Source organism: Corynebacterium sp. ACRPQ (genome assembly GCF_022347225.1).
Taxonomy (GTDB): Bacteria; Actinomycetota; Actinomycetes; order Mycobacteriales; family Mycobacteriaceae; genus Corynebacterium; species Corynebacterium tuberculostearicum_D.
The window spans coordinates 106,431-120,057 of sequence record NZ_JAKRNF010000003.1 but is presented as its reverse complement, the minus strand read 5'-3'; the positions used below and the strand labels follow the sequence as shown (position 1 = coordinate 120,057).

Here is a 13,627-nt window from a genome sequence, read left to right as displayed (position 1 = left end):
CCCCGATGCGGCTAATTGCAAGCCAAAAGGGTAATCTTGACGGCTATGAGCACAGGTATGACAGCAAAGACTGGCGTCGACACCTTTGGACGCATCGGCGTCGCCATGGTCACCCCGTTTGACCGTGACGGTGCGCTGGACGTTGCAGCAGGTCGTCGCCTAGCAGCTCATCTCGTTGACAATGGCGTTGATTCGCTCATCCTAGGTGGAACCACCGGCGAATCACCGACCACTTCAGTTGAAGAGAAGCTGGAGCTGCTCAAAGCCGTAAAGGAAGAAGTAGGAGACCGCGCAAAGCTTTGTGCCGGTGCCGGAACGAATGACACCGCAACCTCCATTAAGTTGGCTCAGGCCACCGCTGACGCGGGGGCAGACAGCCTGCTGGTGGTAACTCCGTACTACTCCAAGCCTTCTCAAAAGGGCGTTTACGAGCACTTTGCCGCAGTCGCGCAAGCCACGGATCTACCGATCTGTGTCTATGACATCCCTGGCCGCTCGGGCATCCCAGTGGCGCCGGATACCCTCCGCCGCCTTGCGGATTTGCCGACCATCCAAGCCGTAAAGGACGCCAAGGGCGACCTTCCTGCGGCCGCAGAACTCATCCAAGAAACCGGTTTGGCTTGGTATTCCGGTGATGATCCGATTAACCTGCCGTGGCTTTCCCTCGGCGCATCTGGTTTCATCTCCGTTATCGGCCATGTTGCACCGCGTGCCTTGGTAGAACTTTATGAAGCTTTCGACGCGGGCGATATGGCCCGCGCCCGAGAAATCAATGTCACTACGCTCCTTCCGCTCACCCATGCACAAGCTCGGTTGGGCGGAGCGACGTTTGCAAAGGAAGCCCTGCGCCTGCAGGGCATCGAAGTTGGCGATACCCGTCTTCCTGTCACCGCTGCGAGCGAGGAGGAACGCGAGGTACTTCGCCGTGATCTGGAACAATCTGGAGTCCTCTAAGAATGAATGAACCCCGTAACCGTTCCCGCAAGGTGACCCGCAAGGCGGGCCCACCGGCGGAAAACGAAACCGCCTCCAACGAGGCGGCTTCGCCAGTTTTCCAAGCCCCAGCAACTGACGCGGGCAATTCCGCGCAGGATAATTCCGCTAAGGGCGACAAGGATAATTCTGGCAAGAAGAATTCTTCCGACAACCACAACGAAGGTGGCGGCAACAACCGTCGCTCCCGTTCCCGTGGCAGCCGCGGCCGTGGCCGTGGTGGAAACGGCAACGGCAATAGCAATAACCACGGTGGAAACAATAACCACGGCGGCAAGAACGGCAACGGCAACGGAAAGAACGGCAACGGTAAGGGCCGCGGCCGCAATAACCGTGGCCGCCGCAACGTGCCCAAGTCTATGCAGGGCGCGGATCTGACCAAGCGCCTGCCGGAGCCACCGAAGCAGCCGAAGGATGCCCTGCGCATTTACGCTCTGGGCGGTATCTCGGAGATCGGCCGCAACATGACCGTCTTCGAGTACGGTGATGACCTCATCATCATCGACTGTGGTGTGCTCTTCCCATCCTCTGGTGAGCCAGGCGTGGACCTCATCCTGCCTGACTTCGGCCCGATTGAGAAGAAGATCCACAAGGTCAAGGCCCTCGTCGTTACCCACGCGCACGAGGACCACATCGGCGCTATCCCGTGGCTGCTTAAGCTGCGTCCGGATATCCCCATCGTTGCTTCCCGCTTCACCATCGCGCTTATTGCTGCAAAGTGTAAGGAGCACCGCCAGAAGCCGAAGTTCGTCGAGGTTAATGAAAAGTCCGACGTAACCTACGGTCCGTTCCGCGTACGCTTCTGGGCAGTCAACCACTCCGTACCGGATGCCTTGGGCATCATGCTGGGAACCCCAGCCGGCAATATCATCCACACCGGTGACATCAAGCTGGACCAAACCCCGCTGGATAACCGTCCAACGGATCTCCCAGCCCTGTCCCGCTATGGTGACGAGGGTGTTGACCTCATGCTGTGTGACTCCACCAACGCGACGGTCCCAGGTGTATCGGCATCTGAGGGCGATATTCCTGCCAACTTCAAGCGCCTCGTTGCCGGCGCTAAGCAGCGCGTTATCTTGGCCTCCTTCGCCTCCAACGTCTACCGCGTCCAGGCCGCTATCGACGCTGCCGTGGCAAACGGCCGCAAGGTGGCCTTCAATGGCCGTTCGATGATGCGCAACATGGAAATCGCGGAGAAGATGGGCTTCTTGAAGGTCCCACGCGGCACCATCATCCCCATCGATGAGGCCGCCAAGATGGCTCCGCATAAGACCATGCTGATTACCACCGGTACGCAGGGTGAGCCCATGGCCGCACTGTCGCGTATGGCCCGCCGCGAGCACCGCCAGATTACCGTCCGCGATGGCGATACCATCATCTTCTCTTCCTCGCTCATTCCGGGCAACGAAGAGGCCGTCTACGGCGTCATCAACATGCTGTCCCAGATCGGTGCCAACGTTATTACCAACCAGGATGTAAAGGTGCACGCCTCCGGTCACGGTTACGCTGGCGAACTGCTCTTCCTGTACAACGCAGCGCGCCCGCGCAACGCTATGCCGGTACACGGCGAGTGGCGCCACCTGCGCGCCAATAAGGAACTGGCTATCTCCACCGGTGTGGATCGCGACCGTACGGTGCTGGCACAAAACGGCGTCGTCGTGGACCTGCGCAAGGGTCGCGCCGAGGTCGTAGGCCAGATGCAGGTGGGCAACCTGTACGTCGACGGCGTGTCTATGGGTGACGTGGACGCTGACACCTTGGCTGATCGCACCAACCTGGGTACCGGCGGCGTGGTTTCTATCACCTGTGTGATTGATAACCGCACCTCGCGCCTGCTGGAGCACCCAACGGTATCTACCACAGGCTTCTCCGATGATGACCGCGGCATCGTGCCGGAGGTTGCGGAGATGGTGGAAAACACCATGAACGATCTCGCCGCTGAAGGCGAGAATGATACTTACCGCATGGTGCAGAAGCTGCGCCGTAAGGTATCCAAGCTCATGGATTCCAAGTACAAGCGCGAGCCGGTCATTCTGCCGACCATCGTGCCGACGAATTCCGGTCCTTTGGTTACCGATGAAGAAGACGTTGACGCTTCTCGCGAGTCCCTGTAAATAGCACGGGTACCTCGCGCTAAGCGAAAGCAAGCCCCAGCATGCCAGCTAGCTCGGTATGCTGGGGCTTATGTCGTTTTCTTCTGCTGAGCGCGCCAAAATGGTAGCGCTATTTCATAAGCTTGGTCCCGATGCCCCTACCTTGTGCGAGGGCTGGACAACCCGGGACTTGGCCGTACATTTGTGGGTGCGGGAAAACCGCCCCGATGCCGCCGCCGGCATCTTCGTCAACGCGCTGTCCGGCCGGCTGGAAAAGGAATCACGTAAGGTGGCCGACCGCGACTTTGATGAGTTGGTTGATGACTGGGGGAGGGGACCAGCTGCCTATAACCCCGTCCGGTTCGTGGATGCACAGCAAAACTTTGTGGAGCACTTTGTTCACCACGAGGATATTCGCCGGGCTAATGGCATGGGCCCGCGCGACTTTTCGGCTCGCATCAAGCAGCAGATGCATAGCTATCTAAAGCTCTTGGCTAAGGTGGCCCTGCGCAAATCTGAACGTCCGGTGATTCTGCAGCCGGAAGGATTGCCGCGAATCGTTGCCGCAGATACGCATGGCGTGGCGGAGAAGGGCGATGCCGTGGTCCGCGTTTCGGGCGAAGTAGGCGAGCTCATCCTCTGGTCCTTCGGGCGTGATGCTGCTGAAGTCAAGATTGAAGGTGAGGCCGAAGCCATCGTAAAGTCAACTCTCTAATCTTGATTTAATCGCAGTTTCTTAGCTTTGGGGTGCGTGGGAAGTGTTCGCCGTGAGATTGTGGGTTCAGGTGTTAGGGAAACGCGTGTGGCTAATGTGATTTATGGGGTGGCGCGGTTAAGGTAGAGGTATGTCTGTCAAAAATGCCTCTTCGCGCGGAACGCGCCGAAAGTCGAATCGTTCACGGCCGTCGGGCCGCAGCCGGTCCGGTGCTGGCATGCCGGAAAACCTGGCTATGACGTCTTCGCATCGGCGTGCGGCGGCAACCTCGCAGGAGCGTACGGGCAGTGCGTTCCGGGCCGTCGGCAAGGGCTTGGGCGTTGCCTTTGGCGCCACGGCCCGCGGCATGGGAAATATGGCGCGGGGTGTAAGCCATGGCGTGGCCGGGCTCAAGCCCAGCGAAGACGTATATGACACCGAGGAGTACGAGACGACGAGGGAGCCGGTAGAAATTTCTGCACGCGGGGAGAAAAAGAAGAAGAGCAAGGTTACTCGGGCGCGCGATGTAGCTGCGGAAGAAGAACTTTCTACCATGGAAGTAAGCGAGGAAGAATCACGCGGTATTCAGGTGAAAAATCCTGATGCGGTGGCGCTCGTTTTGATTGGTATTGCCATCGTGCTTGCGGCTACCGTCTGGTTTGGCGTTGCCGGTCAGGTAGGCGCCTGGGTGGGCAATATCGTCCGCTATGTCATTGGTGCAGGCGCCTGGGTGCTGCCGGTTGCGCTAGTGGCCTTGGCCATTGCCTTGATGATGGACATCTCTGGTCCAGCGGGGCACTTTAAGCCGCGCATTGTGGGCGGTATTAGCATTATCGTCCTTGCCATGCTCAGTTTGATCCACATCTTTGCTGGTACCCCTGAGCTCGGCTTTACCCCGGACAGCGCCGGTGGTGCCGGCGGTGTAATCGGCTACGCCATTGGCGGCCTTCTGGAGACGGCCTTCACCTCTTTCGTCGCTGTGCCGTTGCTTTTCCTCGTCATTATCTACGGCGCCCTATTGGTCACCGGAATTACTATCCGCGAGGCCTATGAGTTGGTGGCTGATGCCATTTCTGCGGCCTTTTCCCGCTTTGGCGGCGCGGACGAGGACTATTACGACGAAGAGGGCGATGACCTCTACGGCCACGTCACCGGCGATATTGATGACATCGCAGAAGGCCGTGAGCGCAGCGAGCGCCCAGCACGACCTGCAGCCAAGCGCCGTTCCTCTGAGCGTGGTGGAAGCCTGCGCGCTTTCCGACGCCCCACTGAAGACCCCGCCCCGCGTGGTTCTTCTTATCCGGTGGATTCTCCTGCTGCAGCAGAGGAGGAACATGCCACCCGCGCCTTTAGCACACCAACGCGAGGCGGGTTCCAGTCCGTGTCTAACGCGGCTGAGAAGCCGGTCTCTCGTGACATCGGGGATACCGATGAGATCCCGGTGGTAGACGACGCCGCTGCGTCGTCGCCGGAACAACCGGCTTCCGGGGATCCGGAACCGACCCGAGTGCTGGGCACTACTCGTCAACGCCCCACTTCCCCTTCTACCCGCTCGGCTACGGCAGCAGGTGCTGATGCTGGCACTGCCGCCGGTAACGCAATTGGCTCGGCCGCTGGTGCGGCTGCGGGCGCTGCCGGTGCTGCGGGAGCAGCAAGTGGCGCAGCAAAGACTGCTGCTGCGGGTGCTGCCGGTGCCGCTGGCGCTGCGGCAGCCGGTGCAGCTGCAGGCGCTGCTGGATCCGCGGTGGAAGGAAGCGCTGATGCAGTATCGTCCGCGCACGAGAAGGCCCGCCAACTCTTCCGCGAGCGCTCCGGACGCGACGCTACGACCGGCGCACAGGTGGACTCCACCGAGCCTGCGGCCGAGGCCGCAGGGGACCCGGGTACTTCTGCTGTTCCTGCGCCGGCCGCACAGTTTGGCAACGAGAATTACGCGGTTCCCACCACGGACCTGCTGACCCCGGGCACTCCGGCAAAGGAGCGCACGGAGATTAATGACCGCATCATTGAGGCCATCACCGATGTCTTCGAAGAGTTCAAGGTCGATGCCCAGGTAACCGGCTTTAGCCGTGGCCCAACAGTGACCCGTTATGAAATCGAGCTGGGACCAGGCGTCAAGGTATCAAAGATTACGAACCTGCAGTCCAATCTGGCTTACGCCGTGGCCACTGACAATCTGCGCTTGCTCACTCCCATCCCCGGCAAGTCGGCCGTCGGCATTGAGGTTCCCAACCCAGATCGCGAAATGGTGCACCTGCGCGAGGTGCTTGATGCGCCAAGCATGACCAGCTCACCGGATCCCATGCTCATCGGTTTGGGCAAGGACATCGAAGGCGAATACACCTCGTTCTCGGTACAAAAGATGCCGCACTTGCTAGTCGCCGGTGCTACCGGTTCCGGTAAGTCGGCTTTCGTCAACTCCATGTTGGTCTCGCTGCTAACCCGAGCCACCCCTGAGCAGGTTCGCCTCATCCTGGTAGACCCGAAGATGGTGGAACTTACCCCGTACGAGGGCATTCCGCACTTGATCACGCCCATCATTACCCAGCCGAAGAAGGCCGCAGCAGCCCTGCAGTGGCTGGTGGAGGAGATGGAGCAGCGCTACATGGATATGAAGGCTGCTCGCGTACGCAAGATCGAGGACTATAACCGCAAGGTTGTCTCCGGCGAATACCAGGCGCCGGCAGGCTCCGAGCGCGAGGTACGCCCGTACCCGTACATCGTCTGTGTCGTCGACGAGCTGGCGGACCTGATGATGACCGCGCCAAAGGAGATTGAGGACTCCATCGTCCGCATCACCCAGAAGGCGCGTGCCGCCGGTATTCACCTCGTCCTTGCAACCCAGCGCCCGTCCGTTGACGTGGTGACCGGTCTGATTAAGACCAACGTGCCTTCACGCTTGGCCTTTGCGACGTCCTCACTGACGGACTCTCGCGTTATCTTGGACCAGGGCGGCGCGGAAAAGCTCATTGGTATGGGCGATGGCCTCTTCATTCCGCAGGGCAAGCGTCCCGTGCGTATGCAGGGCGCATTCGTCTCGGATGATGAAGTCATGGCGGTTGTCGATGCCGCCAAGTCGCAGGCCGCGCCGAACTACACCGAGGGCGTGACTGAAGAGAAGCAATCCGAGGCCAAGCAGGAAATCGATGAGGAAATTGGCAAGGACATGGACGACCTCCTCGAGGCCGTCGAGCTGGTGGTCACCGCCCAGTTGGGCTCGACTTCTATGTTGCAGCGCAAGCTGCGCATCGGGTTTGCCAAGGCCGGCCGCCTCATGGACCTGATGGAATCTCGTGGCGTGGTCGGACCGTCCGAAGGCTCCAAGGCCCGCGAGGTTCTGGTGAAACCGGAAGAGCTCGATACCATCATCTGGATGATCAAGGGCGCCGACCCTGCCGAAGCCCCGAAGGAGATTCAGGATGAGATGCAGCAGCAAGAGCAGGAGGAAGCTGCCGCTACTTCCGACGCCGATTCTTCCGCAGGCGCCGATTCCTCCCCGCAGGGCGATGCCGGCGACACCCGTACCGTCCAGACAACGTATAACCCTTCGGCAGGCGCCTTCTAAGATCGTGTAAAGTTGAACGAGTCTTGGAGGGGAGTACCCCATCTTTCGGCATCGATCGTCAGCACGGTAGCGTTACGCTCCCGGTCGTGCCGGCCCGGCGGAAATTGGTTCGCCGGGCGGGGGAGACCTCCGGTCATTTTGTTGTATCTTCGACCGGAGGGATGTACCAATGCATGTGCCATTGTGGATCTGGGCGATTTCCATCATCGTCATTCTTGGATTCTTTGTTTTTGATTTCTACTCCCACGTGCGCACCCCGCACGAGCCGACGCTGAAGGAATCCGGGTTCTGGACCCTGTTCTATGTCGGTATCGCTTTACTTTTTGGTGCCGGCGTGTGGGCCATATGGGATCACGAGCACGGCATCCAATACCTCACGGGTTATGTGACAGAGAAGGCGCTATCCGTAGATAACCTCTTTGTTTTTGCGCTTATCATGGGCGCCTTCAAGATCCCGCGGAAGTACCAGCAAAAGGTATTGCTCATCGGTATCGTCATCGCCTTGGCATGCCGCTTGGTATTTATCCTTTTGGGTGCTGCGGTCATCGCGGCATGGTCCGATATCTTCTACCTGTTCGCGATATTCCTCATCTACACAGCGATCAAGCTCATCGTCGATGAGATTCGGGACGCCCCCGAAACCGATCCCAATGACATGGGCATCATCAAGCTGATCCGCAAGGTAGTCCATGTGACCCCGCGCTACCACGGCGATAAGCTCACGCACCGCGTGGAAGATTCTTCGGGCAAGCGTAAATTCGCGTTCACCCCGCTATTTATCGCGTTGGTGTCCATTGGTCTTATCGACGTGATGTTTGCCTTTGACTCCATCCCAGCCATCTACGGCATTACCTCAGAAGCGTTCTTGGTCTTTACCACCAATGCCTTCTCCCTCATGGGCTTGCGCCAGATGTACTTCCTGCTGGATGGCCTGTTGGATCGCTTGGTGTACCTGCCCTATGGTTTGGGCATCATCTTGGGCTTCATCGGTGTGAAGCTCATGTTCCATGCGCTGCATGAGAATAACTTGCCGTTTGTAAACGGCGGCGAGAACGTGGAGTCCATCCCAGAATTTTCCACCATTACCTCACTTATCGTGATCGTGGGCGTCCTGGTTATTACGGTTATCGCCTCGATTATTAAAAACAAGCGCGATGAGAACCAAGGCGGAGTACCGGTATCGCACAATCACTTCGACTGGGACGAGGAAGGCAATAAGATCGTCCGCAACAAGAAGGGTGAATTCTTGGGCAAGGCCGAAGACCTGCCCAAGGAAGAGCTACCGCACTAGAAGCGGGCGTTGACGGGATTCCATTCGCGGAAGCTGCGGCCGGTAATGCAGCCTGCCTGGTAGAAGGGGTCTTTGTCCATGAGGGCGATGGCGTCGGCGACCACGGCGTCGTCGGCAAGCCCCACGATGATGAGCGCGCCGCCCTTGGAATCCGTCAACGGGCCGGTGGCAATGATGGTGCCCTCCTCAAAAAGCTGCGCGGTAAACTCGCGGTGCGCGGGGCGGGCCTTAGCAATCTCAGGATTATTGGGGTTGTAGTCGTAGCTAACAGCAAAATACTTCATGCTTCGCATTTTAAAATGCAGGGGCATCCAAGCGCAGGTGCTTGGTGCTAACAGGTAGTATGTATAACGTGAATCAACCCGGAACACAGTCAGCGCAATCCTCGGATGTGAATCCACAGGTATCCAATTGGAACCTGCCAAATATTCTCACCAGCCTGCGCATTCTTTTCATTCCGGTTTTCGCATGGCTAGTTATTGCCGGCCATGAATGGTGGGCTTTTGGCCTATTTGCGGCCCTAATGCTCACAGATAAGCTCGACGGGGACATCGCACGTGCCCGTGGCCTTATCACCAATTTTGGCAAGATTGCTGATCCCATCGCGGATAAAGCGCTTATGACTACCGCACTGGTATGCCTCAACATCATTGGGGTACTGCCAGTGTGGATTACCGTGGTCATTCTCATTCGAGAGTTTGGAATCACCATCTGGCGTATGGTTTTGTTGCGCCGCGGCAAGGTCGTTCCTGCTTCGAAGGGCGGCAAGCTGAAGACTGTATTGCAATCCCTAGCAGTGGGGCTGTACCTGTGGCCCTTGCCGGAGTGGATGGACGTACCTACCTTCCTAGTGATGCTTTTGGCCGCAGTGGTGACCGTGGTTACCGGCGTTCAGTACCTCATCGACGGCAAGAAGCAGAATAGCTAGGTAGTTCATGAGCTCCATGGCGGCCCGCCTCGTATCTGAACTCACCGAGCGCGGCGAAACTTTGTCCTTTTGTGAGTCACTTACTGCTGGGTTGGCCAGTGCCACGGTGGCTTCTGTCCCTGGAGCTTCGGCTGTGTTGCGCGGAGGGCTTGTAACATATGCCACCGAGGTGAAGTCCCACTTTTTGCACCAGCCGGTAGCCGATATCGAAGCGGTCGGTGTGGTTTCTGGGCAGACCGCCCTTGCAATGGCCCGCGCGGCGGTGGCAGAAACCGGTGCGGACTGGGGGATAGGCCTTACCGGAGTGGCAGGACCAGACCTACAAGAAGGCAAGGCGGCCGGCACGGTCTATATCGGAATTTATTCTCCTAGCGGAGTCATTTTTTCGCAGCAGCTTTCCGGGTTGGGGAAAGAGCGAAACGAAGTCAGAGAGGCCACGGTCGAAGCCGCCTTGCGTCTACTGCGCGCAACTTTGGAAGAAAATCCGGCACTGCGGGAACAATAACGAGACAAGGAGCGTTGACTATAGTGATGAACACTTCTACTGCAGTCCTCGAACACCCGGTAAACGGCGCTGTTGCACCAGCGGCGCCCGCCACTGCTCGTACCCCTGAGCCGCTATTGCGTGAGGCTCTTGGGTTGACGCTGCGCGCCTTCCGCGCGGACAAGGGAGTGACCCTGCGCGAATTGGCCGGGGTGGCCCGCGTGTCGCCGGGTTACCTTTCGGAGCTTGAACGCGGCCGCAAGGAGGTCTCCTCTGAGCTTCTTGCGTCGGTGTGCCACGCGTTGGATTGCTCGGTCTCTGATGTACTGATTGAAGCCGCCGGTTACATGACTCTGCCCTCCATGGATGAGGAGCTTGCTCATACGGCACCTGCCGCATCAGAGCTTTAGCCCACAGCGGTCTATGTCAACAGCCGGCCTACTCTCTTGCGAGGAAGGTCGGCTGTGGTGGTTAAGGGGGACGTCGGCAAGCGCCCGCGACCGCGGGGAGTACAAGCGGCGGAAACAGCGCTTCGCTAGTATAAACAGCAGAACATTACGCACATTTTTTAACCTAGAAAGGTTGAAGCACACCATGGCGAACCCATTTGTTAAGGGCTGGAAGTACCTGATGGCACTCTTCGATAATAAGATCGAGGAAAACGCCGATCCGAAGGTGCAGATCGAGCAGGCTATTGAAGATGCTCAGCGCCAGCACCAGGAGCTGTCTCAGCAGGCGGCCGCCGTGATTGGTAACCAGCGTCAGCTGGAAATGCAGCTTAACCGCCGTTTGGCAGAGGTAGAAAAGCTGCAGGGCAATGCTCGCCAGGCTCTGGAATTGGCTGATCAGGCCCGTGCTAAGGGCGATGAGAATAAGGCCGTGGAGTACGAGAACGCGGCTGAGGCCTTCGCCGCCCAGCTGGTTACGGCTGAGGAGTCCGTGGAGGATACCAAGAAGCTGCACGACCAGGCACTGCAGCAGGCAGAAAAGGCCAAGAATGCGGTTCAGCGTAATAACGCCGCGCTGCGCGAAAAGGTCAATGAGCGCTCCAAGCTGCTTTCCCAGCTGGAGCAGGCAAAGATGCAGGAAAAGGTCTCTGAGTCTTTGAACTCCATGAACGAGCTGACCGCCAATGGCAATACGCCGTCTCTGGATGCTGTGCGCGATAAGATTGAGCGCCGTTACTCCAAGGCACTCGGCCAGGCTGAGCTTGCTGAGAACTCCGTGGAAAACCGCATGGCCGAGGTACAACAAGCTGGTATTCAGATGGCCGGTCATTCCCGCTTGGAGCAGATTCGCAGCGAAATGAACTCTTCTAAGTCCGTGGAAGGCAATAAGGCTCAGGCTATTGAGGGCAATAAAGCGTCTGGCTCTGCTGCCGACAACGCTGCTCAGCCAGGCAGTGCCAATAACGATGCTGTGCAGGCCCGGCTGCGTGAGCTGCGCGGGGAGTAAACCCCGACTGTCTTTTAAATAGCTATCGCCTCCCTCGGCCATCATGTGGTGGTGCAAGGGAGGCGATAACTTTTGCTGCTAGTCGCCGACGCCGCGGGCCTGCAACGCTTCACCCATCGCGCGCGCTCGCCGGATGGAGCGAATAATAACGGGGGTTCCAAATGCGAGCGGGGACATCCCGGCACCGCGCGCTTTGCGGGCATCTAGGACTTCATAGACGGTTTCAAACATCAACGGGATGAGCCGAATAGTCAGTGACATAGCCAAGCTGATGTTTTCTACCGGTATTCCCAGTCGCTTTAGGGGCTGCAGCGATTCTTCCAGCGATTCCATGATTTCATCTACCGTGGAGGTCAGCGTGAGCAAGAAGGCAGCCATCATAGCGGCGAAGACATTGAGGAACATCACCGCCGCATAGTCGAAGTCCTTTGCCCACCATTGAAAGCCTGCCAAGGGGACTAAGAAAAAGAGAGGCGGCCAGATCTGACTCCACGCAATGCGCAGTGGAATCCGGGCGCAAGCATAGAGAAAGACGACCAAAATGACGCCGCCTGCTGCCCACGGAATAGACTTGAAAAAGATGCTGGTGACCAGGATAAAGACTAAGAGGAATGCGATCTTCCAACTAGGCTTGATGCGGTGAACAAAGCTGGTGCCATCAACATAGACGGAAAGTGGGAGATTCGTGCGTCGTTGCATGAGAATTCTCCCTACAGCGGCCGCTGGGCCATGAGGTCTTGGTAAAAATCTATGACCTCCGCAGGCCGGCCATCCGCGGCGATGTGGTGGTCATCGATGCAAATGACCCGATCAAAATCGCTTAGAAAGTCTAGATCGTGCGTCACCACAATTAGTTGCTGTTCCAATCGCGCGAATTCTCTTTTGATTCGATCGCGGTTGCGCAGATCCAGCAGGGTAGTGGGCTCATCAGCGATGATGAGAATCGGGTCGATGACCATGACCGCTGCTAGCGCGAGTAGTTGCTTTTGTCCGCCAGACAGCGTGTGCGGTGAGCGCTCAGCAAATTCGGCGAGTCCGAAGCGCTCGAGGGCAGCATCCACGCGGGCGAGGCGCTCGTGTTTGGGCAGCTTAAAGCGGCGGAGCGAAAAGGCGACGTCATCGCGCACATTGGGCATGACAATCTGGTTTTCGGCATCCGAAAAGACAAACCCCACCTTTTCGCGCACCTTTTTGCCCTGCTTGGCGACGTCCATCTGGTCCACCGTCACCGTACCTTCACTAGGCTCGCCCAACCCATTAATGAGCCTGGTTAAGGTGGATTTTCCGCCGCCGTTTTGGCCGATGATGCCAATGCGTTGTTCGGTGAGGGTGAGGTTGATGTCCTCGAGCACCACGGTGTCATCAAAGGCCACCGTGACCGAGGAAAAGTCGATCGTGGGCACTAGGCAGCCTTTCGTCCCATCAGATCAGGGAAGGCCGCGTGAACGCCGAGAGCGATGATGACGGCAACTACAAGCTTTCCGGCATCGACAGGGATGAAGGGCAATTGGGCGGCGAAGGCTGGACCAATGTCCAAGCCGGAGCGGATCATGAGACCAAAGGCGCCGCAGATGTATTGGACGGCAAGGCCGACAATTGCGGCAACGGCAAGTACGACGGCCATGCCGCCCTTGTTCTTAGGGGAGCGGTAGGCAATTGCACCTGCAACCGCAGGCGAGAGAACATAGCCGATGATGTAGCCCGCGGTTGGGCCTGCCAGTGCGCGGAGCGTGGTACCGCCACCTGCCAGAACTGGGAGGGCGAGGCCCAGGAACAAAAAGAGGAGTCCCACGTATCCGCCGCGCTTGCTGCCCAAAATTAGGCCGGCGAGGATGAGCGCTGCGTTTTGCAGCACGATGGGCACGCCGGCCGAACCGATGGGGATGGACACGAAGGCAAGGACGATGACGAGAGCGGTAAACACGGCAACATAGGCAATGGTGGTTGCCAGAGAGTTCTTTTTCATGCTCAAGAGGTTAGCACTGCATGAAAACTGCAGACAATTGAGGGTTTTGAACGGTGTTCATCCGAGGCTGATAATTGTGAGGCAGGGCTATTGCGGCGGGCTCCTAATCGACGCTTTCTGGACCGCTGGCGCCCGTGCTTAAGCGCTGAGTAGGATAG

At 58.3% G+C, this 13,627-nt stretch carries 13 protein-coding genes; 9 read left to right on the top strand and 4 right to left on the bottom strand.

Features of this window, described 5'->3' with window-relative positions; translation table 11 throughout:
• The first annotated feature begins 45 nt into the window (after positions 1-45).
• The 5 genes from dapA to MHY24_RS03270 all read left to right on the top strand — a co-directional run bounded on the left by dapA (position 46) and on the right by MHY24_RS03270 (position 8,636).
• A complete protein-coding gene (dapA, locus tag MHY24_RS03290; RefSeq protein WP_239228342.1) occupies positions 46-954 on the top strand; it encodes a 4-hydroxy-tetrahydrodipicolinate synthase in 909 nt (302 codons plus the stop codon).
• Positions 955-956: 2 nt separating this feature from the next.
• Entirely contained in the window at positions 957-3,107 is a 2,151-nt protein-coding gene (locus MHY24_RS03285; RefSeq protein ID WP_239228341.1) for a ribonuclease J, read from the top strand.
• Between the two features lie 58 nt (positions 3,108-3,165).
• The gene (locus MHY24_RS03280) at positions 3,166-3,801 is read left to right on the top strand and encodes a TIGR03085 family metal-binding protein (protein ID WP_239228340.1); all 636 of its coding nucleotides are present in this window, start codon (positions 3,166-3,168) and stop codon (positions 3,799-3,801) included.
• 130 nt (positions 3,802-3,931) lie between these two features.
• Positions 3,932-7,345 (top strand): DNA translocase FtsK, encoded by a 3,414-nt coding sequence (locus MHY24_RS03275; protein WP_239228339.1) that lies wholly within the window; start codon positions 3,932-3,934, stop codon positions 7,343-7,345.
• A 169-nt stretch (positions 7,346-7,514) separates the two neighbouring features.
• Entirely contained in the window at positions 7,515-8,636 is a 1,122-nt protein-coding gene (locus tag MHY24_RS03270; protein WP_239228338.1) for a TerC family protein, read from the top strand.
• On the opposite strand, the gene MHY24_RS03265 is transcribed toward MHY24_RS03270, so the two are convergent.
• A complete protein-coding gene (locus MHY24_RS03265; protein WP_204608652.1) occupies positions 8,633-8,920 on the bottom strand; it encodes a YciI family protein in 288 nt (95 codons plus the stop codon). The genes MHY24_RS03270 and MHY24_RS03265 overlap by 4 nt on opposite strands.
• 59 nt (positions 8,921-8,979) lie before the next feature.
• Between MHY24_RS03265 and pgsA the strand changes: the two genes are divergently transcribed.
• From pgsA to MHY24_RS03245, 4 genes are all read left to right on the top strand, one after another.
• Positions 8,980-9,564 (top strand): CDP-diacylglycerol--glycerol-3-phosphate 3-phosphatidyltransferase, encoded by a 585-nt coding sequence (gene pgsA, locus MHY24_RS03260; protein ID WP_204608654.1) that lies wholly within the window; start codon positions 8,980-8,982, stop codon positions 9,562-9,564.
• A 7-nt stretch (positions 9,565-9,571) separates the two neighbouring features.
• Positions 9,572-10,069, top strand: coding sequence for a CinA family protein (locus MHY24_RS03255; protein WP_239228337.1), 498 nt, complete (start codon positions 9,572-9,574; stop codon positions 10,067-10,069).
• Between the two features lie 26 nt (positions 10,070-10,095).
• Entirely contained in the window at positions 10,096-10,458 is a 363-nt protein-coding gene (locus MHY24_RS03250) for a helix-turn-helix domain-containing protein (protein WP_204611423.1), read from the top strand.
• 184 nt (positions 10,459-10,642) lie between these two features.
• Complete coding sequence (locus MHY24_RS03245) at positions 10,643-11,503, top strand: PspA/IM30 family protein (RefSeq protein WP_005325125.1); 861 nt, start codon at positions 10,643-10,645, stop codon at positions 11,501-11,503.
• 78 nt (positions 11,504-11,581) lie between these two features.
• Here MHY24_RS03245 and MHY24_RS03240 read toward each other — a convergent pair whose 3' ends face one another.
• Genes MHY24_RS03240 through MHY24_RS03230 form a run of 3 tightly spaced genes read right to left on the bottom strand, consistent with a single transcriptional unit; the run spans position 11,582 to position 13,469 of the window.
• Positions 11,582-12,202 carry an energy-coupling factor transporter transmembrane protein EcfT gene (locus MHY24_RS03240; RefSeq protein WP_239228336.1) on the bottom strand — a complete coding sequence of 207 codons (621 nt, stop codon included), beginning with the start codon at positions 12,200-12,202 and terminating at the stop codon, positions 11,582-11,584.
• Positions 12,203-12,213: 11 nt separating this feature from the next.
• On the bottom strand, positions 12,214-12,906 hold the full coding sequence (locus tag MHY24_RS03235) for an energy-coupling factor ABC transporter ATP-binding protein (protein ID WP_239228335.1): 693 nt from the start codon (positions 12,904-12,906) through the stop codon (positions 12,214-12,216).
• Positions 12,906-13,469, bottom strand: coding sequence for a biotin transporter BioY (locus MHY24_RS03230; RefSeq protein WP_204608668.1), 564 nt, complete (start codon positions 13,467-13,469; stop codon positions 12,906-12,908). Before MHY24_RS03230 ends, MHY24_RS03235 begins: the two co-directional genes overlap by 1 nt.
• Positions 13,470-13,627: the final 158 nt, after the last annotated feature.